General features: G+C 64.0%; 23 protein-coding genes and 1 pseudogene. 9 read left to right on the top strand and 15 right to left on the bottom strand.

Annotation, left to right across the window (positions count from 1 at the left end):
- Positions 1–196 (top strand): annotated as a pseudogene (locus E2583_RS21950) (3-hydroxybenzoate 4-monooxygenase); the annotation flags it as partial.
- A gap of 143 nt (positions 197–339) precedes the next feature.
- On the top strand, positions 340–639 hold the full coding sequence (locus E2583_RS21945; protein ID WP_291598647.1) for a putative quinol monooxygenase: 300 nt from the start codon (positions 340–342) through the stop codon (positions 637–639).
- Positions 640–682: 43 nt separating this feature from the next.
- Here E2583_RS21945 and E2583_RS21940 read toward each other — a convergent pair whose 3' ends face one another.
- Positions 683–1,039, bottom strand: a complete 357-nt coding sequence (locus E2583_RS21940; protein ID WP_291598644.1) for a cupin domain-containing protein — start codon at positions 1,037–1,039, stop codon at positions 683–685.
- Positions 1,040–1,239: 200 nt separating this feature from the next.
- Between E2583_RS21940 and E2583_RS21935 the strand changes: the two genes are divergently transcribed.
- The gene (locus E2583_RS21935) at positions 1,240–1,515 is read left to right on the top strand and encodes a VF530 family protein (protein WP_291598641.1); all 276 of its coding nucleotides are present in this window, start codon (positions 1,240–1,242) and stop codon (positions 1,513–1,515) included.
- A gap of 39 nt (positions 1,516–1,554) precedes the next feature.
- Here the strand turns inward: E2583_RS21935 and fghA are convergent, their stop codons facing one another.
- The gene (fghA, locus tag E2583_RS21930) at positions 1,555–2,406 is read right to left on the bottom strand and encodes an S-formylglutathione hydrolase (RefSeq protein ID WP_291598639.1); all 852 of its coding nucleotides are present in this window, start codon (positions 2,404–2,406) and stop codon (positions 1,555–1,557) included.
- Positions 2,407–2,785: 379 nt separating this feature from the next.
- A complete protein-coding gene (locus tag E2583_RS21925; RefSeq protein ID WP_291598636.1) occupies positions 2,786–3,907 on the bottom strand; it encodes an S-(hydroxymethyl)glutathione dehydrogenase/class III alcohol dehydrogenase in 1,122 nt (373 codons plus the stop codon).
- Positions 3,908–4,511: 604 nt separating this feature from the next.
- Between E2583_RS21925 and E2583_RS21920 the strand changes: the two genes are divergently transcribed.
- The 3 genes from E2583_RS21920 (at position 4,512) to E2583_RS21910 (ending at position 7,659) form a co-directional block, all read left to right on the top strand.
- A complete protein-coding gene (locus E2583_RS21920) occupies positions 4,512–5,807 on the top strand; it encodes a diguanylate cyclase (protein WP_291598634.1) in 1,296 nt (431 codons plus the stop codon).
- Positions 5,808–6,128: 321 nt separating this feature from the next.
- Positions 6,129–6,776, top strand: coding sequence for a YbhB/YbcL family Raf kinase inhibitor-like protein (locus tag E2583_RS21915; RefSeq protein WP_291598632.1), 648 nt, complete (start codon positions 6,129–6,131; stop codon positions 6,774–6,776).
- Between the two features lie 118 nt (positions 6,777–6,894).
- Entirely contained in the window at positions 6,895–7,659 is a 765-nt protein-coding gene (locus E2583_RS21910) for a helix-turn-helix transcriptional regulator (RefSeq protein ID WP_291598630.1), read from the top strand.
- 117 nt (positions 7,660–7,776) lie between these two features.
- Here E2583_RS21910 and E2583_RS21905 read toward each other — a convergent pair whose 3' ends face one another.
- Positions 7,777–8,595, bottom strand: coding sequence for a hypothetical protein (locus E2583_RS21905; protein ID WP_291598628.1), 819 nt, complete (start codon positions 8,593–8,595; stop codon positions 7,777–7,779).
- A 151-nt stretch (positions 8,596–8,746) separates the two neighbouring features.
- Between E2583_RS21905 and E2583_RS21900 the strand changes: the two genes are divergently transcribed.
- Positions 8,747–9,769, top strand: coding sequence for a GlxA family transcriptional regulator (locus E2583_RS21900; RefSeq protein ID WP_291598627.1), 1,023 nt, complete (start codon positions 8,747–8,749; stop codon positions 9,767–9,769).
- Positions 9,770–9,816: 47 nt separating this feature from the next.
- On the opposite strand, the gene E2583_RS21895 is transcribed toward E2583_RS21900, so the two are convergent.
- Complete coding sequence (locus tag E2583_RS21895; RefSeq protein ID WP_291598625.1) at positions 9,817–10,287, bottom strand: XRE family transcriptional regulator; 471 nt, start codon at positions 10,285–10,287, stop codon at positions 9,817–9,819.
- A gap of 200 nt (positions 10,288–10,487) precedes the next feature.
- Here E2583_RS21895 and E2583_RS21890 point away from each other — a divergent pair, with 200 nt between their 5' ends.
- A complete protein-coding gene (locus E2583_RS21890) occupies positions 10,488–10,997 on the top strand; it encodes a hypothetical protein (RefSeq protein ID WP_291598623.1) in 510 nt (169 codons plus the stop codon).
- An 82-nt stretch (positions 10,998–11,079) separates the two neighbouring features.
- Here the strand turns inward: E2583_RS21890 and E2583_RS21885 are convergent, their stop codons facing one another.
- The 5 genes from E2583_RS21885 to E2583_RS21865 form a co-directional block, all read right to left on the bottom strand.
- Complete coding sequence (locus E2583_RS21885) at positions 11,080–15,912, bottom strand: DUF3320 domain-containing protein (protein WP_291598620.1); 4,833 nt, start codon at positions 15,910–15,912, stop codon at positions 11,080–11,082.
- 88 nt (positions 15,913–16,000) lie between these two features.
- Positions 16,001–16,930 (bottom strand): hypothetical protein, encoded by a 930-nt coding sequence (locus E2583_RS21880; RefSeq protein ID WP_291598617.1) that lies wholly within the window; start codon positions 16,928–16,930, stop codon positions 16,001–16,003.
- Positions 16,927–18,390 carry a glycosyltransferase family 2 protein gene (locus E2583_RS21875; protein ID WP_291598615.1) on the bottom strand — a complete coding sequence of 488 codons (1,464 nt, stop codon included), beginning with the start codon at positions 18,388–18,390 and terminating at the stop codon, positions 16,927–16,929. The genes E2583_RS21880 and E2583_RS21875 overlap by 4 nt, the downstream gene beginning before the upstream one ends.
- Positions 18,391–18,582: 192 nt before the next feature.
- Positions 18,583–19,107 carry a hypothetical protein gene (locus E2583_RS21870; RefSeq protein ID WP_291598613.1) on the bottom strand — a complete coding sequence of 175 codons (525 nt, stop codon included), beginning with the start codon at positions 19,105–19,107 and terminating at the stop codon, positions 18,583–18,585.
- A 368-nt stretch (positions 19,108–19,475) separates the two neighbouring features.
- Positions 19,476–20,771 (bottom strand): DEAD/DEAH box helicase, encoded by a 1,296-nt coding sequence (locus E2583_RS21865; protein WP_291598612.1) that lies wholly within the window; start codon positions 20,769–20,771, stop codon positions 19,476–19,478.
- A 124-nt stretch (positions 20,772–20,895) separates the two neighbouring features.
- Here E2583_RS21865 and E2583_RS21860 point away from each other — a divergent pair, with 124 nt between their 5' ends.
- Positions 20,896–21,891 carry a quinone oxidoreductase gene (locus E2583_RS21860; RefSeq protein ID WP_291598610.1) on the top strand — a complete coding sequence of 332 codons (996 nt, stop codon included), beginning with the start codon at positions 20,896–20,898 and terminating at the stop codon, positions 21,889–21,891.
- A 75-nt stretch (positions 21,892–21,966) separates the two neighbouring features.
- Here the strand turns inward: E2583_RS21860 and E2583_RS21855 are convergent, their stop codons facing one another.
- From E2583_RS21855 to E2583_RS21835, 5 genes are all read right to left on the bottom strand, one after another.
- On the bottom strand, positions 21,967–22,194 hold the full coding sequence (locus E2583_RS21855; protein WP_291598608.1) for a hypothetical protein: 228 nt from the start codon (positions 22,192–22,194) through the stop codon (positions 21,967–21,969).
- Positions 22,195–22,584: 390 nt separating this feature from the next.
- Entirely contained in the window at positions 22,585–23,895 is a 1,311-nt protein-coding gene (locus E2583_RS21850; protein ID WP_003053203.1) for a citrate synthase, read from the bottom strand.
- A 30-nt stretch (positions 23,896–23,925) separates the two neighbouring features.
- Complete coding sequence (locus E2583_RS21845; RefSeq protein WP_291598605.1) at positions 23,926–24,219, bottom strand: succinate dehydrogenase assembly factor 2; 294 nt, start codon at positions 24,217–24,219, stop codon at positions 23,926–23,928.
- Entirely contained in the window at positions 24,219–24,923 is a 705-nt protein-coding gene (locus tag E2583_RS21840) for a succinate dehydrogenase iron-sulfur subunit (protein ID WP_003053210.1), read from the bottom strand. The genes E2583_RS21845 and E2583_RS21840 overlap by 1 nt, the downstream gene beginning before the upstream one ends.
- Before the next feature lie 27 nt (positions 24,924–24,950).
- A partial coding sequence (locus E2583_RS21835) for an FAD-binding protein (RefSeq protein ID WP_291598602.1) occupies positions 24,951–26,272 on the bottom strand: 1,322 nt, incomplete at its 5' end.

Genomic DNA, 26,272 nt, shown 5'->3' with positions numbered 1-26,272 from the left:
GGGAATGATCGACTATGAAAAGGTGTTCAGCCCCGATCTGAAGAATGCCGGTCAGGACATCTTCGAGCTGCGCGGCATCGACCGCCAGCAGGGCGCTTTGGTGGTGGTGCGTCCCGACCAGTATGTGGCCCAGGTTCTGCCCCTGGGCGACCACGCTGCACTGAGCGCCTATTTCGAGTCCTTCATGCGTGCCTGAGAGCCTCTTGCCAAGGACCGCTGATCAGCATCAACGCCTGGAAGGTGTTTCAGGGAGGGCATGGCCCTCCCTTTTTTGCGCACGGGGCAGAGCGAGTGAGCGCTGCTTGCTACGATGTTTGCTTGTGCTCAAGAGGAAAAGACATGCTGTTGATCGTCGGTACCGTGCGTTTGCCATCCGAAAACCTGGCGCTTGCCCGACCTGCCATGCGTGCCATGGTGGAAGCCTCGCGCGCCGAGCCGGGCTGTCTCGAGTACGGCTATGCCGAGGATGTGCTGGAGCCGGGACTGATCCATGTGAAGGAGCGGTGGGCGGATCAGGCGGCGCTGGATGCCCATTTTGCCTCTGCACATATCCAGGCCTGGCGCGCCGCCTGGCCGGAGCTGGGGATCGGGCAGCGGGATCTGTGGCTCTACGAGGTCCAGGCGCCGCGCGCCACCTGACCGGTCTGAGGTCCGCCAGCGGCAGCCGCCGGGAGGAGTGCTCCTAGTTCAGGCCTGCTTGCAGCCGGACGATGTCGACCGAAATTTCCACCGCCGTCACGGCGCAACGGTTTTCCAGCCAGTGCGTGGTGTTCCTGTCTTCGGGCCAGCCCACGCCCGGGCCATAGTCGGTGGCCACGCCGTTTCGATGGTCGGTGATGCATCCTTCGAGGATGTAGACCATGCCGGGGCGATCCCGGTGGTCGTGAACCGGGCCGAAGACACCGCCTGGCGCCATGGTCACCAGACGCATGCGCAGTTGCCGCCCCGCCATGCCTTCGATCTCGGGGCCCAGGTCGAGCGTGGCCAGCATTTGCACGGCCACCCCCCGGGTTTCGGGGACTTGTGGTTGCTTGGACATCCGATGCTCCTTCACGCCTCGTCACGGTCACCGAGGCAAACTGCGTTCTCGTTCGCTGCGGCTGCTTGCCTGTCAGGCCGGTTGTCAAAAGTGTGATCGCTTGCCGGTGCGCAGGAAAGCCAAACCCATGTCATCGGCGTGGCGCATTTCCGATGTCCCCGGAGCAGACGCCTGGAGGGCGATTCCCCGACAATGCGCCCATGACTTCCCAAGAACAACCGCGCAACCCGCTGCATGGGCTGACGCTTGAGCGCATCGTCTCCGACCTGGTCGACTATTACGGCTGGCGCGAGCTGGGGCGCCGCGTGCCCGTGCGCTGCTTCAATCTGGATCCCAGCATTTCCTCAAGCCTGAAGTTCCTGCGCAAGACACCCTGGGCGCGCGAACAGGTGGAGCAGCTGTATGTGCAGACCCAGCGTGCCGATGAGCGTGAGCAGCAGCGGCGCGCCAGAAGAGCCGCGCGATCCGAGGACTGATCCGGCGACGGGCAGGGGCACCCATCGCCACCTGCCGCATCAGGCGCCCAGTTGCTGCGCATGGTGGCGCAGGTGGTCGTCGACAAAGCTCTGGATGAAATAGTAGCCATGGTCGTAGCCCGCATGCCTGCGCAGCGTGAGCGGCTGGCCGGCCTTGGCACAGGCGGCTTCGAAAGCTTCGGGCAGCAACTGCTTTTCAATCAGGAACTTGTCGGCCAGTCCCTGGTCGACGAGGATGCCGCCAGGATAGGGGGCGGTGGCTTGGGCGCTCATCAGCTCGCTGGCGTCATGCCTGGCCCATTCGGCCTTGTCCTGGCCCAGGTAGCCGCTGAATGCCTTGTGGCCCCAGGCGCAGTGGACGGGATTGGCAATCGGTGCAAAGGCGGAAACCGACCTGAACCTCCCGGGGTGGCGCAATGCCAGGGTCAGCGCGCCGTGGCCGCCCATGCTGTGGCCGAAGATGCCCAGACGCTGCAGGTCCACGGGCAGCTTGCTGCCGACCAGCGGCAGCAGGTCGTTGAGGATGTAGCTCTCCATGCGCCAGTGCAGCGCCCAGGGCCGGGTGGTCGCGTCCAGGTAGAAACCGGCGCCCACGCCGAAGTCCCAGCTGTCGGCTTCGCCCGCCAGCCCGGCACCGCGAGGGCTGGTATCGGGGCAGATCAGGGCGATATTGAGTTCGGAGGCCAGGCGCTGGGCGCCGGCCTTGATCATGAAGGTTTCCTCGGTACAGGTCAGACCTGCCAGATAGAGCAGGGCCGGTACCTTCTCGCCCATCACGGCCTTGGGCGGCAGATAGACCGAGAACTTCATGGCGAGGCCGGTCTCGGAACTATGGTGTTCGTAATAGCGCTGAGCACCACCAAAGCAGGCGTGGGCGTTCTTGAGTTCCATGGCAGTCACCCCTCGAAGAAAAGCTGCTTGCGCTCGTCAATCAGGCGTTTGCAGCTGTTTTATATCTAAATATGGATCAAAGCATGCGCAAGCAGCTATGAAATTAATGGGACTTACGCACACAAGAATGAAACAGCGGCCAGTCAACCAGGGTCGTCGCCTTGCTTGAGCCTGTTTTGCGTAAGTCGTGACTAAAAGCGCCGGACGAGGCATCAATAACTGGCACAGCCTCGGTCAGAGTTGCCGAGGAGGAGCCGCCTCGCGGCGGGGGCGCTCAGCCGAAGGCATCGTCCCCCTCCCACAGCGCGCAGCGCGTGGAGAGAGGGGCGCCCTGCCAGGGGGAAGGCGCGGGGCCGCCCAGGCAATGCGCCCCAGCTGGTTACGAAGCGTCAGCGTAGTTGACGACCGAGCGAATCGACTTGCCCTCGTGCATCAGTTCGAAGGCTTCGTTGATGTGCTTCAGGCCCATGGTGTGGGTCACGAAGGGTTCGAGCTGGATCCTGCCGGCCATGGCGTCTTCCACCATGCCGGGCAGCTCGCTGCGGCCCTTGACGCCGCCAAAGGCCGTACCCAGCCACTTGCGGCCGGTGACCAGCTGGAAGGGGCGGGTCTTGATCTCCTGACCGGCACCGGCCACGCCGATGATGACCGACTGGCCCCAGCCGCGGTGGGCGCATTCCAGCGCCGCGCGCATCACGTCGACATTGCCGATGCACTCGAAGCTGTGGTCCACGCCCCAGCCGGTCATCTCGACGATCACTTGCTGGATGGGCTTGTCGAAGTCCTTGGGATTCACGCAGTCGGTGGCGCCGAAGGTCCTGGCCAGGTCGAACTTGCCGGGGTTGGTGTCGATGGCGATGATGCGGCCGGCCTTGGCCAGCTTGGCACCCTGGATCACGGCCAGACCGATGCCGCCCAGGCCGAACACGGCCACGGTGTCGCCCTCCTGGACCTTGGCGGTGTTCTTGACCGCGCCCAGACCGGTGGTCACGCCGCAGCCCAGCAGGCAGACCTGCTCGGGGTTGGCGTCGGGGTTGACCTTGGCCAGCGAGACGGCGGCAACCACCGTGTATTCGGAGAAGGTGGAGCAGCCCATGTAGTGGTAGATGGGCTCGCCGTTGTAGCTGAAGCGGGTCGTGCCGTCGGGCATCACGCCCTTGCCCTGGGTGGCGCGCACGGCCACGCACAGATTGGTCTTGCCGCTCTTGCAGAACAGGCATTCTCCGCATTCGGCGGTATAGAGAGGAATCACATGGTCGCCGGGCTGGACGCTGGTCACGCCTTCGCCCACTTCGACCACGATGCCCGCGCCTTCGTGGCCCAGCACGGCGGGGAAGATGCCTTCGGGATCGTCACCGCTCAGGGTGAATGCGTCGGTGTGACAGACGCCGGTATGGGTGATCTTGACCAGCACCTCGCCAGCCTTGGGCGGCGCAACGTCGATTTCGACGATTTGCAGGGGTTCTCCGGCTTTGAAGGCTACGGCGGCGCGGGATTTCATGAGCAGGTCTTTCTTGGAAGGCTGAGGATGCGGTGGTCGCCCGAGGCGGCGTCTGGGCCGGGCCGGGCGCACCGGGTGTGAAGTGTGAATGTAGGCGATCCCGTCGCCCTAGGGAAATTCGTGGCCGCAGATGGCGGCTCTTTGGCCGAATGTCACCCGCTTCGTCGGGGCGTCTTGCGCTGGCTGGCGATGCCATGACATCGAATGCGCCGGGCGGCCGATACCGGCAGGCCCCCGGTGTGCGGGCCGCCTCGTCACAGACGGAGCATGGCGCTGGCCGGTGCCGGGGGGCGCTCCACTGCGACCGCCGAGGCCCCACCGGCTGCAAGCGGGCTCATGCCAGGGCGAGGGGTTGCTGCCAGGCCATCCGTGCAAGGCCAGCAGCTACCATGCGAGGAGACTTCCGCGCTCGCACGCGCACTTGCACTCGCACGCGATGCGTGCAACCGGGTGACATCTTGTAGTGTGGGTGTCCACTTTTGAATGATTCCACCGCCAAAAGGGTTTGCACCAATGTTTGCCGGGTGTCGGCAACGCAGACTTGTATGGCTAACTATTTTTCTAGCAGCCTTTGATTTCGATTCTCCGATTGATTGCAGTTGCCTTGGACCAACTCGAGGTGGCAGTGTGCATCTTTGACGCCAAAGACAGAACCCTGCTTTGGAACGATACGTTTTTGCAGTTTTTCCCCGAGCATGCAGGCTTCGTCTATGCGGGAGAAGACTACCGGGAGAATTTGCGGCGCTTTTATCTGCGCAGGCTTGCCGAAGACGAATTGCCCCACTTGGGTCGCTACATCGAGGAAGGTCTTCAGCGGCATCACCACCAGCATCGCGCCTTTGAATTCGACCACTATGACTACCGCGTTCGCGTGGCTTCAGTGTCCCTGGGAGCCTTCGGGCGGATCAGGGTGTGGCGCAAAACGGCTCCGTTGCTCACGGGGATGCAGGACCGAATGAGCCCGAAGCAGGTGCAGCTGCCACACCAGATGTCGGCAGACACTGCAATGGCCCTCGAGAGCCTGGCTGACGGCATCTTGATGGTGGATGCGCAAGACAAGGCGGTGTGGGCCAACCACTCTTTTCTTCAGCTCTACAGCTTTCCTGGCTCCGAGAGTCTTCGCACGCTCAGGTTCGAAGCAATCTATGCAAAGGCCTGGCGCCATGAGCAACCCACGCCTGAATATGAAGCCGGACTGACCGTTCTCAAGGAGCGGCAGCGCTTTTCCGGGGCTCCCTATGTACTGGCGCTGCCACATGATCGCTGGGTGCGGGTTGTGGAGCTGCGTGGGACTCAGGCCGATGGCTGCAGCTTTTTCTCGCACGTGGACATCACCGTGTCGCGACGGCAACAGGAGGAGCTGAGGCAGCTGACGACACATCTGGAGTCCCTGGCGGGAAAAGATGCCCTGACCAACCTCGTGAACCGCAGGCGCTTTGACGCAGAACTGGAGTCGGAGTGGCGCAGGGCGCACAGATCGGGGTCGAGCCTCTCGCTGCTCATGTTGGATGTGGACCACTTCAAACATCTCAACGACACTTTTGGCCATCCGTTTGGAGATGAGGTGCTCAGGTGTTTTGCCGCTTTGCTGGCGCACTGCGTACAACGCTCGGGAAGCCTTCTCGCGCGCTACGGAGGTGAAGAATTCGCCGTTCTGCTACCCGGTACAGACTTGTCCGGTGCCGCGAAGCTGGCTGAATTCATCAGGCAGCAGGTTGAGTTGATGTCCCTGGGTAACGAGAAAACCAGACTGGTGCGAATCACGATCAGCATTGGCGTCGCGTGCGCAAGCGGATCCGCGCCGCAGTCGTCAGCCTCCGCGCTCGTCGACAGGGCGGACAGAGCCCTTTACGCAGCCAAGGAACAAGGGCGCAACCAAGTGTGCCTTGCCAGACAATAGGGCTGCCATTCCTTTCGCTCGCCGCGCGCGGCGCATCAGCAAGGCACATGCTCCGTTTGGAGGGCATGCCGGGGGGCTCGCGAAGCGCCTGCCGGCCAGGATGCTGCCGGCTGCAGGCGCAGCAGACCCCCGCGCAGGCACGCAAGTCCGAGCACTGACGATGCGGTGGCAGGGCACGCTGTGATCCGGATGCATCCGAATTGACAGGGTGCGTGAAGCGATTGATCGGATTTGGTGCTTTCGGGCGCGCTCGATTTCCTACACTTGTGCAGGACGTCGATGCACGTCACACACGCTCAACTCCCGCAAGGACGGATCCCCATGCAACTTATCAGCCAGAGTTTTCAAGATGGTCAGCGCATTCCTGGCGAATTCGCATTCGCAGTGCCTGATGCCGCATCCCATGTGACCCTGTCGTCCAACCGGAACCCGCATCTGGCCTGGAGTGACGTGCCGGAGGGAACCCGGTCATTTGTCGTCGTCTGCCATGACCCCGACGTGCCCAGCAAGGGGGATGATGTGAACCAGGAGGGTCGGGAGGTTCCGTTTTCCCTGGCCCGTGTGGACTTCTTTCACTGGCTGCTTCTCGACATTCCGGCCCATGTCAGGTCCATCGCCGCAGGCGCTCATTCGGACGGCGTGACGCCAAGGGGCAAGACTGGACCCGCCGCGCCAGGAGGATGGCGTCACGGCCTGAACGACTACACGGGATGGTTTGCCACCGACGAACAGATGAAGGGGGAGTACTTCGGCTATGACGGCCCTTGCCCGCCCTGGAACGACACCCGGATCCATCATTACGTGTTCACCGTCTATGCCGTGGCGACGCCCACGCTGGAGGTGTCCGGAGCCCTGACGGGGGCGAATGTGCGTGCGGCACTCGCATCGGCCGAGGTGCTTGGACAGGCCCGCCTCACAGGCGTCTACAGCCTCAATCCTGCTGTCTCGCTGCCCACCGGTGCCCGGTAGGACAAAGTCTGCAATGGCAATCGCGAGGGCAGCCTCTGCGACACCGGAGAACCCGTCGGGGGATCTACCATGGCTGCTTCCCGCAGGCGCGCCCCAATGGCGGCGTGGCCTGTGCACCGTGGCCCAGCCTTGTCTGACGCAGGCGCAGCACACGCCCCGCTTCCTGTTTCAGGAGGCGACCGTGCTGCTCATCGCGGCGGGGCGACTGGACCTTGACTGCCGCATCGACCGGATCGCAGTGCAAGCCTGTACATCATTGCTGCTCGTCGAGGCCAATGCCTGTGCAGATCTGATCAAAACACCTGGCGGCATGGAACAGCGCTTTCGCTCGATCTATCTGACGCTGTCGCCAGAACTGCTTGCCGCTTTTCGCCGGGGACGCGCCCTGGAGTCCGAGACTTTGCCAGCGTCTGCATCCTTTCGGAAGATTCCCCTGGACGCCGACCTCGGATCCTCGCTGCAGCATGTGCTTGCGGGTGCAGGAGCCCGGCCCGTCAGTGACGAGCGCCTTCGATATCGGGCCTTGGACTTTCTGGCGGCCCTGGCCGAGCGCGGCTTCGCATTCAGGCCCCCCGTGGCACCGGGAATGTCCGGGCGGTTGCGCGCCCTGATTGGCGAAGCACCCGGCCAGCACTGGACGGCGCAGACTGCAGGAAAGGCGCTTGCCGTCAGCGAGGCCACGCTGCGCCGCCGCCTGGCGGGTGAACAGGTGCGGTTTGAGCAGGTGCTGAGGGATGTGCGCATGCTCCACGCCATGATGCTGGTGCAAACCACATCGCTGAGTGTCCCGGAGATTGCCCAGGCATGTGGCTACAGGTCAAGCGTCCGTTTTGCCGAACGTTTCCGCGCGCGCTTTGGATATCTGCCCTCGGCAGTCCGCTGATCTTGCTGCCGGCAGCGTTGCCGGGAAGGACGCGTTGGCGCGATTCGGTGCAAGCCCGCCAAGGGCGGCGGCCCGTCGGGCGGGACGGCGTGTTGCGGCGCTGCGCGCGTCGCCGGCTCAATCCTCGTTCGGTATCAGCGTCCCCCATACCGGCAGGTGAGCGCCCGCAGGTGCCGGGCCGTCATAGGCCGGCAGCACCTCAATCGCGGGCTTGCCCGCCTGGCAGTCGATGAAACCCCATTGACTGGGGCGGTAGCGCGCTTCGGGGCCATCGGGGGCTCCGACCAGAAACTCGGCCTGGATGTCATAGGCGATCAAGGGAACATGCAGGCGGGCGATATCGCCCTTGCGGCATTCCAGGTAGGCGCGCTTCGGATCGACGACCCAGGCGCCATAACCTGGCTCGGCGTCGGGATCGAAGTGGAATACCGGACCGAGGCGCTGGTCGCGGGCCAGCTCCACTGTCTGGCTGTCGATGGCGCTGACCCAGGCGCCAGCGATCCGGACCGGTTGCACAAAGCGTGCCGCGTTCAACCCCCGCAAGCCGAGCGGGCGCTGGCGTTCGCCGTTGTCGAAGGCGTCGTAGCGATTGATCAGCGTGCCCTGGGGGAATAGCTGCTCGCCGTAGCGGAAATCCTCGGGCAGCACGAAGCGCTGTCGGCTCTCTCGGTAGTGGGCGCGCAGGGTCACGGCCTCTTCGATCTGCGCCAGCTTGTGCGCCAGCACCAGACCCCAGAGGTCGCCTGCCAGTGCCAGTATCGCCACCAGCACGACGGGCCATCGCCAGAAAGGTGGCCGGCCGGAAGAAGGGGCGCGCCTGTGGCGCCGCCACCAGAGCAGCCCGCGCAGCAGCAGCCACAGGCTCAGGCCGGCTGCCACCCAGGGCGCGAGCAGTAGCAACAGCATGGGCAGGGAAAAAAGAGGTCCGGGAATCATGGGCATGCAAAGGGGCACAGAAGCCCCGGACTTTAGCAGTGGATGAGCCCACCGACCCGAGGTGCCCGGAGGGCTTGCGTATAGTCGAGGCCTGTGCGTTGCAAGTGCCTGCAGCGCAGGTTTTGTATGCTCGAACTGCTCTGATTTTTGTATGGAACACCATCACGCTGGCGCCCACCGCGTCGATCTGGTTGTCTACCCCGGCTTCAAGGCGCTGGAAGCCATAGGCCCCATGTCCGTGTTTGACTATGCCAATGTGCATTTGCGGCAGAAAGGCCTGCCTGACGGGTATATGGTGCGGGTGGTGGCGTCACAGGCCGGTCTGGTGCCCTCGGACACCTTGATGGGCTTGCAGGCCAGTCATACCCTGGCGCAGGTCGAGGCCGAGGGCACGGGGTGCACGGTGCTGCTGGTGGGCGCACGCCATATCGAGCAGGTGCTGGCGGCCTCGCCCGAGCTGGTGGACTGGGTGGCGCGGGTGGCACCCGGGGTCGGGCGCCTGATCGCACTGTGCAGCGGCAGTTTCTTTCTGGCGGCAGCCGGTCTGCTCGATGATCGCCGCGCAGCCACGCACTGGAGCGTGGCAGGGGCGCTGGCCCAGCGTTACCCACGGGTGCAGGTGGATGCCGATGCGATCTATGTGTGCGACGAAATCAGGGACAGCGACGGCCTGCGTCAGCTCTGGACTTCGGCCGGCGTCACGGCCGGTATCGATCTGGCGCTGGCGGTGGTGGAGCATGATTTCGGCCATGCGCTGGCGCTGCAGGTGGCGCGCGATCTGGTCATGTATCTCAAGCGCCCCGGCGGGCAGTCGCAGTTCAGCGTGTCCCTGGCCGCTCAGGCCACGCAGCACCGCGCCGTGCAGGCTGCCCAGCAGTGGGTGCTGGAGCATCTGGACCAGCCCATGCCGCTGGCGCTGCTGGCCGGCAAGGCGGCGATGAGCGAGCGCAACTTTCGCCGTGTCTTTCAGCAGGAGACCGGCTGCAGCCCCAGCAGCTTTGTGGAAAATGCCCGCCTGGAGCGGGCCAAGCAGTTGCTGGAGAATCTGGGCTCATTGCCGCTCAAGACCGTGGCCGCCAAGGTGGGGTTGGGGTCGGAGCAGGCGCTGCGGCATCTGTTCGTGCGCAAGCTGGGCATCACACCTGTCGCCTACCGGGAGCGCTTCGGGGACTGATGCCCTGGCGGCATCCGGCTGCAGGCCCCGGGCTTTCGGGCAGCCGCTCAGAACAGCGGGCTCCTGAAGAAGTCCAGGGCGGCCTTGGCCGCCGCAAAATTGCGTTCGATCTGCGCCTGTTGCGCGTCGTGGCTTGCGGTCTCGACGGCTGGCTCGGCGGCAGGTGTCGTTCTCTTTGGCGCTGCAGGTCTTTTGCTGCCGGGGCCGGCTGTATCCGAGCGGGACGCGGGTGCCAGTGCCGGCGTCCTGACCGGCGTTGCCGACGGAGCGAGCAGCTGTGTCAGGTCCAGCGCGGGATTGAGCTGCCACAGGCAGGAAACATAGGTCGCCATGGCAACGGCCGGGTCGCCGCGCTCGATGCGTGCCATGGTCGGCTGGGAGATGCCGAGCCTCTCTGCCCACTGTGCCTGTGTTTCGCCCCGTTGCTTGCGTTGCGCCACGATGACGTGGGCGAGTTCTTCGATCTGTGCCAGGATGGCTGGCGGAAAGTCTGCGGGGCGGGTGTTCTGGCGGGGCATTGCGCAATGGTATTTCGATTTGGTGGTCGAATGGGACAAAAGCGCCTGCCGGCCTGTCGCCGGCGGGCAGGAGGCAAGCGCCAGGGACGGACATCCGCGGTTCTTCCGCGTGTTGCGAGCGAGGCGCGAGTGCCATGTCTGTCCTACGGAGTGTGCCCCCGAGGTCTGCGAGCATTGACGGCTTCTCCGGAGGTTGCACCATGAAGCTTGTTCACCTGATCTACGCCGCCACCCATTCCCTGATTGCCCTGCTGTTCGGTCTCGCCGCGCTGAGTCTGGTGTGGATTGCGGTGACCAAGGCCTGGGGCGTCATCGTGGGCGGCCTGCAGCCGGAGTCGACGCTGCATGCGGTGGAAGCGCTGGGTATCCTGGCCTCGGGCGTGGTGGCATTGCAGATCTCGCAGACCATGGTGGAGGAAGAGGTGGTGCGCGAGGCCCATATCAGCGGGCCGACGCGGGTGCGCCGCTTCCTGTCGCGTTTCATGGTGGTGCTGGTGGTGGCCTTGGCGATCGAGGGTCTGGTGGCCACCTTCAAGGCGCAGGAAACCCCCGAGCAAATGCTCTACCCCGCAGCCCTGCTGGTTTCCGTGGGCGTCCTGCTGGCGGGATGGGGGGTGTTCGTGCACCTGAACCGCTCGGCGGAAGAGCTGGAGCCCGAGGCGATGGAGCAGGCCAAGAGCGAGGATCGCAAGGTCAGCGACGACCTCTGAGAGGAAGGTGTCTGGCCGCCGGCGACGTCACCCAGAAAACGCCAGGAGCCGCTTCGGGCGTTGCGTGTGCCAGGCGCATGGTTCATGCCGGCAGCCGGTACAGCGTTCCGCTCAATGCCACGGCGCCGCTTCCATGCAGTACATCGAGCTGCGTCAGCACCAGCTCGCGCACGGGTGCGGTGACGGCGCTCAGGCCCAGCAGCCGGGCCACGGCGGCGGGCAGCTCGTCGCGCTGGCCGCCCAGGCTGGTCTTGAGAGTCAGGGCAATCGCTGCACGGATCTCGGCCGGCGGCAGGCAGTCGATGCGGCGCAGATTCGCCGAGCGGACCTCGGCACGGTTGCGCACCCGCACTGCGCGTCCCGGCAGGTCGAGAAAATCTCCCTCGGCGGCCAGCGTCCCGTCGGCGAGCAGCGATTGCCGGGCTTGCTCCAGCGCTTCGCGCACGCGACTGCCGGCGCGTTGCAGACCCCAGAGCGTGCGCATGCGGGTCACCAGTTCGTCACGATGAATCGGGCCTTCCAGCTCCACCGCACGGCGCATCAGCTGGGCCAGCTGTGCGGTGGATTGCTGATGCAGCTCGCCGGCGGGAACCGCAAAGCGGGCTTCCTGATAGCGGCTGTCGTCAGGGACGGCGGCCGATCCGGTGTCGGCGCTGCCGGTCTCGGACAGCGCTGCGCGTACGACGCCTTCTGTCGCAGCCGGTGCCTGAGGGGGCGGGGCTGAGGGTTGATTTTCTGCAGTATCCCTGGATTGTCTGGCCGCTTCGACGGCAGCCAGCACGCGCTGGGTCTGGGCACGCGGCTGGCGGAACCAGTCGCAGCCCCAGATGCGCAGCAGTGTCCAGCCCTGGCTCTCCAGCACCGACTGGCGCAAGCGGTCGCGGTCGCGCGCGCTACGGCTGTGGTGATAGTTCATGCCGTCGCACTCGATGCCCAGCAGGTAGCGACCCGGTTGCTCGGGATCGACCACGGCCAGGTCGATGAAAAAGCCCGCAATGCCGATCTGGGTCTGCACCAGCAGACCCTGGGCGGTCAGCGCCTCGTACACATCTTCTTCAAGCGGCGATTCCAGATCGCGTCCGCTGACACCGGCCACGGCGAGCTGGCCGGTGGCCCCGTATTGCAGGAAGACCTTGAGCGCCGCCACGCCCTTGCCCTTGCCGCGTTCCAGATCGATATCGTCGGCGGTGATGGACGAAAACACCTCGCAACGCTGCTTGGCGCGCGAGATCAGCACGTTCAGACGGCGTTCGCCGCCATCGGCACTCACCGGTCCGAAGCGCATGGGCAGATAGCCCTGCGCGTTGCGCGCGTAGGCCACGGAAATGAAGATCACATCGCGCTCGTCACCCTGTACGTTTTCCAGGTTCTTGATGAAGAAGGGCTCGTCGGGATGGGCGACAAAGAAGGACTCGGCCTCGGGTTGCTGGCGACGCAGCAGCTCCAGCTCGTCCTGGATGGCGACTTTCTGCTGCAGCGAGAAGGCGGCCACGCCCAGGCTGAGCTGCGGCGACTGCATCGCGTGCTGCATGATGGCGCGCGCAATGGTCTGGGCCTCGACGCGGTTGACGCGGCTGGCGCCGCTGTCGAAGCGGCCTTCGGGCAGATGGTGAAAGCGCAGACCCATGCCCGAGCGGGCCGTGTAGGGGCTGGGCACGACGTAAAGGCCGCTCTGGTAGAACTGCTGGTTGGACACGGCAATCAGCGACTGGTGGCGGCTGCGGTAGTGCCAGCGCAGCATGAGCTGGGGCATGCCCCTGGCCAGGCACAGGCTCAGAATGCTCTCCACATCCGCGGCTGCGGCGACGCGCTGGTCATCGTCCTCGTCGTCGAAGACATCCTGCTCGCTGGTCATGCGCGAGAAAAATCGCGTGGGCGGCAACTGCCGGTCATCGCCAACCACCACCAGCTGTTTGCAGCGGGCGATGGCGCCCAGCGCATCCACAGGCTCGATCTGGCTGGCCTCGTCAATCACGAGCAGATCGAACTCGACCGCACCAGGCTCCAGAAACTGGGCCACGGACAGCGGGCTCATCATGAACACGGGCTTGATGGCCTGGACGGCTTCGCCCGCGAGCCTGAACAGCTTGCGCAGCGGCATGTGGCCGCGCTTGCGCGCAATCTCGCCATTGAGCACGCCAAGCGGCCCGATGCCGGAAGCGTTGCGCGGGACGCGCTCATAGTGAGAGAGTGCCGATTGGGCGCGCGCGAGTTCGATGCGCTCCAGGTCCAGGGCCCGGAACTGCCGAACCCTCTGGCTGTGCTGATCGCCGTTGAAAGCGACCAGCTCGGGGTGAAGCTGCGTGGCCCGACGCAGCAGCGCTTCGTAGTAGGCGCGCTCAAGGCTGGCGGACAGGCCATCCAGCGCGACCGCTTCATTCTCGAGCTGTTGCACCAGGGGGGCCATGCCGGCGGCACGCGCCTGCTCGCGGCAGGCGTGGTAGTGCGTCCAGTCCAGCAAGGCGTCGTGCCCGTCGATCCACTGGCCAAGTCGCTCGGCGAAATTCGCCAGCGGGATGCTGGACAGATCCGCGCTGTCAAAGGCCTCCCGCACATCGAGCCGGTAGCCGCTCAGCAAGGTTTGCGCCGCCTCCTCGAATGCCTGCAGCGATGCAGCGGTCTGGGCGGCCAGGTCGGCGCCCTGTTCGGGTGAGGGCAGTTGGGCATGAAGCCGGCGAAAGGTGGCACTGCGGCCCTGTCCGTCCGTGCCGGTCATCCAGTCCAGCACGGCCTGCAGACGGGCCCAGTCGCTTTGCTCGCCCAGCCACAGGCTGCCAAAGGCATCGATGCCCTGGTTCTGCTGCTGGCCCAGGGTCTGGCGCAGTTGCTGGGCTTCGATCAGGCTGTCGAGCAGATGCAGGCGTTCTGCGCGCGAGCCTGGCAATTCCGTGCTGAGCTGGCCTTTGAAGCCGGCCATCGCTGCGCGGTAGCTGCGGTTGAAAATGCGAAACAGCGAATCGCCATGGGCCGCAATGCTCTGGCGCACGCTGTTCCAGTCCGCTGTCCAGGCCGATTCGGCAAAACTGCCGCGCAGGCTCTGCGCCTGTCGGCTGAACCGGGCGCCGCATTCCACCAGCCTTTGCAACGGGTCCAGACCCTGATCCCAGATGCTGTTGGCGACGGCCTGCCGGTCCATCTGCGGGGCACTGGAGAGCTGCTGCGCCAGCATGATCTGCTCATGCAGAGTCTGCAACTCGTGCGCCGGCGGCATGCGCAGGAATTGCGCGAGCTGCGCACTGTCCTGCTGCAACCGTGCCAGCAATGCCTGCAGCGGCGGCAGTTGCTGGGCCAAACGTTGTGCATCGAGCTTGAGCAGTGCCGGGTGGCAGACGCCGCGCCATGCGTGCCCGGTCACCGGGCTCACCCTGTACGCCGCCTGGCGCAGCGCTTCGGCAATCTGCTGGCGTGAACGAAAGTCCTCGGGCGACCAGTCCTGTGCGTCTTGCAGCAGATCGGGCAGGTGTGCGATCTGCACCGCATCCAGCCGTGCCAGCTGGCCCAGGATCTGGTAGGGCGTGAGTGCACAGGGAGCCAGTGCCTGATGCATGACCCGGCTGTGCGCATTGAGCTGCTGCTGCACGCTGCTCAGTTCATGGATGATTTGCTCGCGGTGCTCCACACGCGGCTTGCCCAGATCGCGTGTGGCCTTGAGCTCCTCCAGCACCTTGCGCTTGTGGGTGTGGTGGCTGTGCAGCTCCAGGCAGGCGGGTCCCAGGCCCACGGATTTCAGTCGCCGGTTCACCACCTCCAGCGCGGCCATCTTCTCGGAGATGAACAGCACTTTCTTGCCGTCGGCAATCGCTGCTGCAATCACGTTCGTGATGGTCTGGGACTTGCCCGTGCCCGGCGGGCCCTGGATGACGAGGTTTTCGCCACGGCGCACGGCTTCGATGGCCAGTGACTGCGAGCTGTCCGCATCGACCACATGGCGCTGGCTGTCCACGGGGATCAGCTGGTCCACATCGGCGTCTTCGGGGAACAGGTGTTCGCAAGCCTGGAAACCGTCCTGCAGCGTGGCGGCGATCAGCGCCTGCCGGTCGAGTCGCTTTTGCGGCGGCCACGTCGCAGCATCGAGATCGCGGTACATCAGGAATTTGGCAAAGCTGAAGAAGCCCAGCGTCATGGCGTCGGGCAGTACCTGCCAGCCGGGCCGGGCGGCGGCCATGGTGGCGACTGCCGCCAGATAGGCTGCGGGATCGAAGTCGTCGCCGGCATGGAATTCGGGCAGCTCCATGCCGAAGTCGGCCTTGAGCTTGGCGGCCAGCGACAGGTTCTCCGCGGCGTCTTCCTGCAGCCAGGACAGGGTGAAGCGCTCGGCGGCGCTTTTGCGCTCCAGTGCGACGGGCAGCAGAATCAGCGGCGCCAAGCGAGGCTTGTCGGGAGCGTTGCGGTCGAACCACTGCAGCTGGCCCAGCGCCAGAAACAGGATGTTGACGCCCTGCTCCTCGATGAAGGTGCGGGCATCGGAGTACATGTCCAGCAGGCGGCGCTGGAGCTTCTCGCTGGACAGGCGTGTCTGAAGTTTCAGGTCACGGTGGCGCAGGGCCACACCGCGCGCATCGCGCTGGTCGTCTTCCTCCTCCTCGGGCTGGGGCAGGGCAGGCAGGTGCAGCCTCTCCTGCGCCTCTGCCGGGGTGGCTGCCACCTGCTCTTCCTCCCCGGCTCTGGCCGGGACAAAGCCCATGGACTTGCCCTCGCCTGCCAGCAGGCGATAGACCTCGTCCGTGCGCTCATCCGCGAAATGCAGCACGCGTGCCGTGGCGGCCTGCGGCAGGCTCAGCAGGCGGTTGCGGGTGGACAGGTCCAGCAGTGCCTGTCGGCTTTTTTCGAGTTGGCGGGTGATGGGGGCAGCGGCCTCGGCAGCCATGGATTCGGCAGCGTCTTCGGCTGCGCTGTGATTCACATTGGCGGACATGGATTTCCCAGATCAATCAGTAGCCGCTCACTGTACCGGGAAAACCGCCTGCGAAGCAGCTGCGCACCTGGCCGCGATTTCGTGCCTCTCAGAGCGGCATGCGCACGAAGGCAACCAGGCTTGTGTAGCGATAGCCACTGCCGCTGCTGGAAAGCGCCGATGCATGGTCCTGGCTGCTCGTCAGCCCCACTTTCCACTGCACGGGAGCCCGATGCGGGGATGACAGGTACAGGCCTGCATGCCAAAGCTGCTGACCTTCGCCATCGATGTACTGGCGTCCGGCATCCGCGTTCACGCTCAGCACGAGACCATCGGTGATCGCCTTCTTCCACATCACGCCCAGGGCCGCCTCGCGAAAGCGCTCGGGAGCGAAGTAGCTGCCACCATAGGGCCTGCTGTTGCGATAGTGGCGGGTCAGAGCGTACAGGTACCAGCCCTGATCCTCGCTGAGCGTGAAGGTCCAGCGGGTTCTGAGAAGGTCTCGACGGTTGTCGTCGGAAAACCAGGTGCTGCCGAATGCGGCACCTACGGCGAAACGGGGCAGGAATTGATGGTCCAGCACGCCGAGCAGGCTGGTCGACGTCAGTCCTTGCTGTATGCCACGGCGTGAATTGACGATGTCGCGTTCTGCACTCAGGCCGACGGCCGTGGAAGGGCGCAACTGGTAGTTGGCATCCCATGCCCCGACCAGATTGTCGTGACCGTCGGTGCGGTTCACGCCCAGGCGAGCCTGGGAAGACCAGAGCTTGCTCTTCTGGTAGTGGGTGGCATAGAGGCTTTGGCCGGTGGCAGACCAGCTGTCCATCCGATAGCGCTGCCAGCCCGCGCGAAGTCCCCAGCCGTTGGCCGCTTCGTACTGGGCCCAGGGCTTGAATTCGTTGAATCCGTCGGAGTCATTGCTCGCATCCAGGCCGCCCAGCACATAGCCGGGCGTGGCAGGGGAAGGCTGAGCATGGATATTGCAGGCCAGCAACAGCAGGCCTGTCAGCAATCCCCACGGGCGGGCGTGCTTGTTCATTTGGTTCCCCAGTTCTTGGTTCGACTGACTAATTCTTTGAGGTAGCCCCAGACGCACGCAGGCTGCAGAACCACGCTGTAGAACAGCGCATACACCACAAAGCCGACGATGTTGCGGCGCACGCGCAGACGCTGGCTGCGGAACATGTGGGACTGAATGTGAAACATCAGATAGTTCACCAGCACGGCCAAGGGCAGCACCAGCAGCGTCATGGGGCCGGCAATCCAGTAGATGCCGAAGCAGGCCAGGATCAGGCCCGGCAGGAAGGCAAAGGTGAACACCAGATCCATGTACGGAAACAGCAGATTCCACCATATGAAGAGGGTTGTCATCCTCGGCTTGAACAGCAGCCGCCAGTGACTTTTGAAGGCCTCGATCAAGCCGCGTGACCAGCGCTGGCGCTGGCGGATGAATTGTGTCCAGGTTTCGGGCACATTGGTGAACAGGCAGGCGTTCTCGGCGAATCCGACGCGGTAGCCCGCTTCCAGGATGCCCCAGGTCAGCACGATGTCCTCTCCCACGGTATGCGGCCAGCCGCCCAGCTCCCTGAGCAGCCGGGTGTCATAGGCGGAAAAAGCGCCCTGCGCCACCAGCGTTCCGTGGTACATGCTCTGCAGCCGTTTGATGGCGGCGATTCCGTGGAAGTAGTCCCATTCCTGAATCTTGGTCACGAAGTTGCTGCGGGAGTTGCGGGTCAGCACGGCTCCGGCCACGGCGCGGGTGTCCGGCGGGTCGCTGATGTAGCGACGGATCAGGTTGGCGAGCGCGTTCTTGTAGAGATAGGAGTCGCCATCCACCGTCAGTGTGATATCGGTCCTGACCCGCTCGAGCGCTTGGGTCAGTGCGCGCGCCTTGCCCACGTTCTGCGGCATGCGAAGTACCTCCAGCCAGGGGTAGGCAACGGTTTCCAGCTTCTTCACGGTGCCGTCGGTGGAGCCGTCATCGACCACGATGACGGACAGCTCGCCCGGGTAGTTCTGCCTGTCGATGCTGGCGAGCGTCGAGAGAATATTGGCTTCTTCGTTGTAGGCGGCCACCAGAATGGTGATGGCCGGCAGGCGTGTCTCGTAGGACTGGACGGTGAAGGCGGGGCGCCGGTCCATCAGCAGGCTCACGACCAGAAAGGCATTCATGAATCCCGGAATGACGGCAATGCCCCAGACAACGAGATGGGAAAGCACCGTTCCGACAACGAGTGACAGGTCGTGAATCCAGCGTTGCGCCACGGTGGCCGCCATCCACGCCCACAGCACGCTGGCAGCCAGGGCGATCGCGAACTTGGCCTGCAGGGGCAGATACAGGCGCCTGCGCGCCGATATGGGCGCGGCTTCGGGCACCACATCGCATGCCACTTCAGTGGTGCCCGGCGCTGGAACTTCGCTCCTGTCCGTGCTCGAAGGGCTTTCAATCCTGGCGGGTGCAAGTTGCGGAGCGACCAGATCGGGATCTGTTCTGTTCACTTTCTCTGGCATCAGAATTCAAATTTCTCTATTGATCGTTATTTCTATTTAATTTACTCTATTGGGTTGCGATTTTTCTGCCTATGATAAAACTTCACAGTTGCTACGGCTTCCTGGAGGTCGCCCGCGTGGAAGTGGTGCCAGTCTGCCGTGTCGGAAACGGAGCTGCACAGCGGGGCAGCTCCTTCGGGACTACAGTTTCCAGCCGAGCTCCAGCGCGATGAATGCCGAGCACTGGCCGCAGATCTTGGGCGCGGCGCGCACGGTCACGCTGTAGCGTTCCCCCTGCCAGCGCACCAGGGCTCCTGCGGCGGCCATGACGGGGCGAGAGTAGTTGGTGCGCAAGCCGGCATATACCCCGGAGTGGAAGCTGCCGAATGCCAGCGGCGTGTACTCGCCGATGGCATAGGTGCTCCAGCGGTCGATGCTGTTGCGATAGAAGCCGGCCTGCACGGAAAAATCGCTGGAGAACTCGCGCCTGATACCCAGACCCAGGTTGTCCTCATTCCATGTCTTGCCATGTTGCCTTTCGCTGAAGTGGTGGCTGACGGTGTGCAGATTGATGTGCCAGGCGCCCGCAGGCAGCCAGGGCTGCGAGGACTGGGTGGCCTCGGCAGGCGGGGCGGTCTCGGCTGCGGTCGGGCTGGCCTCATCGGCCCGGGCTGCGGAACAGGCAAAGACGATGGTCAGTCCTGCCAGTGCTTTTAACGATTTCATTGCCGTTCCCCTGCTTCGCTTCGCATGCGCATACAGACAGGTCAGTGACATCCTTGGTGCGCGTTCACAGTGCTCCCAAGGGACCTGGTCTACCGATTTCTATTTAAAAAAACCATGTAAACCATGTTTCGTAATGTCTCTGACTATCGACGCGGGTGGTGTAGGAATAGCCCTTATCAATTGGTGAACAAATTTCAATTGGTTTTATGGAAAACTGGAGCTTGCGCTGTCGTACAAGCGTCACCAGGAGGGCGCGGCTGCGTCCGGGCTGGTGGAGCCCGTCACCGCCGGACGTCAAAAAAAAGGCCGCATGCGCGGCCTTCTGACGGGCTGAGGCGGGCCAGATCCCGGCCTCGCAGGGATTGCGCTCAACGGTCGGACTGCGGCTTGGCAGCTGCCGCCGCCGCACGCAGCTTGTCCTTCTTGCTGGGCCTGCGGCCCTTGATGCCGCCATTGCCGTCCTGCGCGACTGGCGGCGGTGGCAGGGCCTCGGTGGGCTCAAAGCCCTGGATTTGCTCCAGATCGATCTCCAGCTGATTGCGCCTGCAGATCAGTTGCCAGTGAGCAGTGTCGGCGGGGCTTACAAAGGTGATGGCACAACCCGCGTGCCCTGCGCGACCCGTACGGCCAATTCTATGAATATAGTCGGCGGGCGAGCGAGGCAGGTCGTAGTTGATGACCGTGGGCAGCTGCGCGATGTCGATGCCGCGCGCGGCCAGATCGGTGGTGATGAGCAGCTGCCAGCGCTTGGCCTTGAACTGATCGAGCACATCCTTGCGTGCGCCCTGGCTCATATCGCCGTGGAAGGTGGTGGCGTAGATGCCAGCCTTGTAAAGCTTGTCGGCCAGCATTTCGGCGGTGTGGCGCTTGGCGACAAAGACCAGGGCGCGCTCCCATTCGGGTTGGTTCTCGCCTTGCTTGACGAGCTGGCGCAGCAGTTGGGTGCGACGGGTGCTGTCCACGGCAATGGCGCGCTGGCTGATGTTCTCGGGGCTGGCCGAATGCTCGGCGGCCTGGTCGGCATCGACCTGCACGCGAACGGGGTCGTGCAGCAGACGGGCCGCCAGCGCTTCCACGTTCTGCGGGAAGGTGGCCGAGAGCAGCAGGGTCTGGCGTTTCGCGGGCAGCAGGGCCAGCACGCGGTTGAGTTCTTCGGCAAAGCCCTGGTCCAGCAGGCGGTCGGCTTCGTCCAGCACCAGACGCTGCACGGTATTCAGGCGCACGGCGTTGTTCTCCACCAGATCCAGCAGGCGGCCCGGCGTGGCGACCAGAAAGTCGGCGCTGCCGCGCAGCTGCATCATCTGCGGGTTGATGGAGACACCGCCGTAGACCACGCGGCTGCGTGGTTGCTCACGCAACTGCCGCGTGATGTCGCTCAGGCTTTCATGAACCTGCAGGGCCAGCTCGCGCGTGGGCACCAGAATCAGGGTGGACAGCGGTCGCACAAAGCCGGTCTGGCCGCGCTTTTGCGCCAGCCAGGCCTGCAGCAGGGGCAGCAGATAGGCCATGGTCTTGCCTGATCCTGTGGGCGCGCAGGCCCATAGGTCGCGCCCGGCCAGCACGGCGGGGATGGCCTCGGTCTGGATCGGCGTCGCGTCGCGCAGACCCCGGTCGAGGGTGGCATCCAGAAGCTCGGCGCGCAGGCCTAGGGGGGCAAAAGACATAGAAGAATCAATAGCGGTGTGCAGGAGGCGCATTGTGCGGGAATTGCCGCGTCGCAGCGAGGCGCAGGGACAAGCGCGGCGCAGGCTACATTCGCAGGATTACAACCCGCAAGGAGCACCAGCCATGAGTCAGATCACGCATCAAGCCATTGTCATGACGGAATACGGAGGCCCCGAGGTCCTGCAGATCGCCTCGGTCGCTTCGCCGCCGCTGACGGCTGGACAGGTGCGCGTGCGGCACACGCGCATTGGCGTGAACTTTCACGATATCTATGTGCGCTCCGGGCTTTACAAGACGCTGGCGCTGCCGGGTACGCCCGGCATCGAAGCCGTGGGAGTGGTGGCCGAAGTGGGGGAGGGCGTGACTCGCTTCAGGCCCGGCGACCGGGTCTGCTATGTCTCCGGCGCCTATTCCATCTACTCCGCCGAGCGCGTGATTGCGGGTGACGAACTGATGGCCGTGCCCGATGACCTCGGCGACGCACTGGTCGCCTCCAGCCTGCTGCGAGGGCTGACGGCCGATGTGCTGCTGCAGCGCGTGGCCCGTATCAGCCAGGGCTCGCGGATTCTGGTGCAGGCGGCCGGTGGCGGCATGGGGCAGATTCTGAGCCAGTGGGCCACGCAACTGGGAGCCATGGTGATCGGCACGGCGGGCAGCGATGCCACGGCAAAAAAGGCCGACCAGGCCGGTTGTGTGGAGGTGATCCGCTATCGCGGCACCGGCGCCCAGGATGTGGCTGCGCGTGTACAGCAGCTGACCGGCGGCGAAGGCGTGGAGGTGGCCTACGACGGCGTGGGCAAGGACAGCTTCGACGCCTCGCTGGCCAGCCTCGGCATCGGCGGCCAGCTGGTGATGTACGGACAGTCTTCCGGCCCGGTGCCGCCGCTGGAGATTGCGCGTCTGGCCGCCAAGTCGAACAGCGTCTGCCGGCCCATGGTGTTTCACTTCGTCAAAAAGCCCAGGGAGCGCGATGCCATGGCCGCGCGCCTGTTCGAGGCGCTGCGCAAAAAGCATTTCCGCATGGGCGAGCCGCAGGAGTTTGCACTGGCCGATGCGGCGCAGGCCCACCGGCAGCTGGAGGCGCATGGCGCCCAGCAGCCGATCCTGCTCGTGCCCTGAGGCGGGCTGTCGGCGTCAGAGGTCTGCGGCGCGCGCCGGCTTGGGGGCGCGGCGCATAGACCTCTCGCCACAGACTCAGCTTTTCATGCTCGTCACAGCGCATGGGCAGCATGGCGGCAAAGTGCCGGGCACCGCCTCGGCCTTGGTGATGCAGACCTCCATGGAGAGGACCACCGAGTCCGCGTCGGCCGTGGTGTGCCGGATGTCGTGGCGAATACCTTCCATGTCCTGCCTCATGCCTTCGAGCAATTCGCGATGGTTCTCGAGGTCGGACGCATGGTGGCGGCCGTTGGGTTCGGCCATGAATTTCCCGGCAAAGCATTCCGCGACCTGCTCGCAGCTCCGCGTGGTGTGTCGGTTCCTGTGGCGCTGGTTCCAGTCCGGCACGACCTGGGACCGTTCCAGATTGCGCTGTCGTTGTGCCCGCATGGAGATCGGTATGGAAGATCCGATTCCGGGTTTGCCCGGCTTTTCTGTCCCGGACCGATTCATGAATGTTTATAGCGAATGACGCATTCTGCAAAAGGATCTCATGGCGATCTAAATCTGAAATACATATGGATAGCGAGCGACAAGCTATGGTTTCTTTCCAGGTGCCGAGATGGCAAGTGCACGTAAAAAAGCCCGCGGACTTTGCAGTCTGCGGGCTTCGAGCCACCCTGAGACCCGGAAGTCCGGGCCTGGGCGTGCCGATCAACGCTGAGCGATAGGCTTGACGTCGCGCGACACGGAGCCGGTGAACAGCTGGCGGGGACGGCCGATCTTGTACTCGGGGTCGGCCATCTGTTCGTTGAGCTGGGCGATCCAGCCCACGGTGCGGGCCAGGGCGAAGATGCCGGTGAACAGGTTGACGGGGATGCCGATGGCGCGCTGCACGATGCCGGAGTAGAAGTCCACGTTGGGGTAGAGCTTGCGCTGGACGAAGTAGTCGTCTTCCAGGGCGATCTTTTCCAGCTTCTTGGCCAGGGCGAACAGGGGATCGTTTTCCAGACCCAGTTCGGCCAGGATTTCGTTGCAGGTTTCCTGCATCAGCTTGGCGCGGGGGTCGTAGTTCTTGTAGACGCGGTGGCCAAAGCCCATCAGCTTCACGCCGCTGGTCTTGTCCTTGACCTGTTCCATGAACTCGCCGACCTTTTCGATGCCGCCGTTGGCCTGGATGCCTTCCAGCATGTTCAGGCAGGCTTCGTTGGCGCCGCCGTGGGCAGGGCCCCACAGACAGGCCACGCCAGCGGAGATGGCCGCGAAGGGGTTGGTGCCGGACGAACCGCACAGACGCACGGTGGAGGTCGAAGCGTTCTGCTCGTGGTCGGCGTGCAGGATGAAGATGCGGTCCAGAGCGCGCTCAACCACGGGGTTGACCTTGTACTCTTCGCAAGGGTTGCCGAACATCATGCGCATGAAGTTGCCGGCATACGACAGGTCGTTCTTGGGGTACATGTAGGGCTGGCCCATACCGTACTTGTATGCCATGGCGACCAGCGTAGGCATCTTGGCGATCAGACGGATCGCGGCGATGTTGCGGTGCTCTGGGTTGGTGATGTCGGTGCTGTCGTGGTAGAAGGCCGACATGCCGCCCACCAGACCGGTCAGCACGGCCATGGGGTGAGCATCACGACGGAAGCCGCGCAGGAAGAACTGCATCTGCTCGTTGACCATGGTGTGCTTGGTCACCAGCTCTTCGAAGTCGGCCTTTTCCTTCTCGTTGGGCAGCTCCCCGTACAGCAGCAGGTAGCAGGTTTCCAGGAAGTTGCAGTTCTTGGCCAGTTGTTCGATGGGGTAGCCGCGGTACAGCAGCTCGCCCTTGTCGCCATCGATGTAGGTGATGGCGGATTGGCAGGCAGCGGTAGAGAGGAAGCCCGGGTCATACGTGAACATGCCAGTCTGGGCGTAGAGCTTGCGGATGTCGATCACATCCGGGCCGATATTGCCCTGGTACACCGGCATTTCCACACTGGGAGCGCCATTGCTGAAAGACAGCGTTGCTTTGTTGTCAGCGAGTTTCATTTCCAAACTTCCTTCTCTAGTTTGCCTAGCCTACTGGGGACAGTTACCGGGCGGGCGCTTGCGCACCATCTCCAGCACTTCCCTGACTTCTTGGGTATCGAGTTGTCCTTCAGGTTCCTTGCGACGCAAGAAAAGATCCATCAGGTCGTTGTCTGCCAGATCCATCAAGGCAGACAGGCCAGTCGCGTGTCTCCGCGTGAGCTGGCTTCCGTAGGTGGCGAAGAACTGCTCGATGAACAGATCGTTCTCAACCAGACCACGGCGGCTGCGCCACCTCAGCAGGTCGCGCTCACGTTCGTCGAGCAGAGTATTCGTCATCAGCATCAGACGGTTCGACGAACCATCAGCTCCTTGATCTTGCCAATGGCTGCAGTGGGGTTCAGGTGCTTGGGGCACACGTCCACGCAGTTCATGATGGTGTGGCAGCGGAAGAGACGGTAAGGATCTTCCAGATTGTCAAGGCGCTCGCCCGTGGCTGTGTCGCGGCTGTCCGCGATGAAGCGGTAAGCCTGCAGCAGACCGGCCGGGCCCACGAACTTGTCGGGGTTCCACCAGAACGAGGGGCAGCTGGTGGAGCAGCTGGCGCACAGAATGCACTCGTACAGGCCGTTGAGCTCTTCGCGCTCTTCGGGCGACTGCAGGCGCTCCTTGCTGGGCGATGCGTAGACATCGCTTTGCAGGTAGGGCTTGATCGAGTGGTACTGCTTGAAGAACTGGGTCATGTCCACGATCAGATCGCGGATGACCGGCAGGCCGGGCAGGGGCTTGAGAACGATGTCGCCCTTGAGGGTGTTCATGTTCGTCAGGCAGGCCAGGCCGTTCTTGCCGTTGATGTTCATCGCGTCGGAGCCGCACACGCCTTCACGGCAGGAGCGACGGAAGGCAATGGAGGGATCCATGGCCTTGAGCTTGACCAGGGCGTCCAGCAGCATGCGCTCGTGACCGTCCAGCTCCACTTGCACGGTTTGCATGTAGGGCTTGGCGTCTTTGTCCGGATCGTAGCGGTAGATTTTGAATGTGCGCTTCATTTTGATCTTCTCTCGTGGGCTGCTGAATTAGAACGTGCGGACCTTGGGAGGAACGCTGGCAACGGTCAGGGGCTTGAGGTTCACAGGCTTGTAGGTCAGGCTGTTGGTGGCGCTGTCCCACAGGGTGTGCTTGAGCCATTCCTTGTCGTTGCGGCCCAGCGGGAATTCGGCGTGGTCGGCAGGGTGCTCGTAGTCGTACACGGTGTGTGCGCCACGGCATTCCTTGCGGGCTGCGGCCGAGGTCATGGTGGCTTGCGCCACTTCGATCAGGTTGTCCACTTCCAGGGCTTCCATGCGGGCGGTGTTCCACACCATGGACTTGTCCTTCAGGGTCACGGAGCCGACCTTGTCGCGGATCGCGTTGATCTTCTCCACGCCTTCGTCCATGCTCTTTTGCGTGCGGAACACGCCAGCATGCGTCTGCATGGATTGGCGGATCTCGCCGGCGACGTCCTGGGCGTAGGTGCCGTCCTTGGAGTCCTGCAACTGGTTGAGGCGGGCCAGGGTGCGCTCGGCGCCGTCGGCGGGCACTTCGTGGTGAGCGCCGAAGCCGTTGACGAATTCCACGATGTGCTTGCCGGCAGACTTGCCGAAGACCAGCAGGTCCAGCAGCGAGTTGGTGCCCAGGCGGTTGGCGCCGTGCACGGACACGCACGAGCATTCGCCCACGGCGTAGAGGCCGCCCACCACATTGTTCTGCTGACCGTCCCAGACCACGACCTGACCGTTGATGTTGGTCGGGATGCCGCCCATCTGGTAGTGGATGGTGGGAACCACGGGGATGGGTTCCTTGGTGATGTCCACGTTGGCGAAGTTGTGGCCGATTTCTTCCACGGAAGGCAGACGCTTGCGGATGGTTTCGGCACCCAGGTGGTCCAGCTTCATCAGGATGTAGTCCTTGTTGGGACCGCAGCCGCGACCTTCCTTGATTTCCTGGTCCATCGAACGCGACACGAAGTCACGTGGTGCCAGATCCTTCAGCGTAGGAGCGTAACGCTCCATGAAGCGCTCGCCTTCGCTGTTGAGCAAAATGGCGCCTTCGCCACGGCAGCCTTCGGTCAGCAGCACGCCCGCGCCGGCCACGCCGGTGGGGTGGAACTGCCAGAACTCCATGTCCTGCAGAGGAATGCCGGCGCGAGCCGCCATGCCCAGACCGTCACCGGTGTTGATGAAGGCGTTGGTCGAAGCCTGGAAGATGCGACCGGCACCGCCGGTGGCCAGCAGCACGGCCTTGGCGTGCAGTTCGTACAGGTCGCCGGTTTCCAGTTCCAGTGCGGTCACGCCGACCACATCGCCCTGGGTGTTGCGGATCAGGTCCAGCGCCATCCACTCCACGAAGAAGTTGGTCT

The organism is Comamonas sp. (assembly GCF_009360615.1).
GTDB lineage: Bacteria > Pseudomonadota > Gammaproteobacteria > Burkholderiales > Burkholderiaceae_C > Comamonas.
Note: the sequence above shows the minus strand (reverse complement) of the source record. Positions and strands in the feature narration are given on the sequence as shown.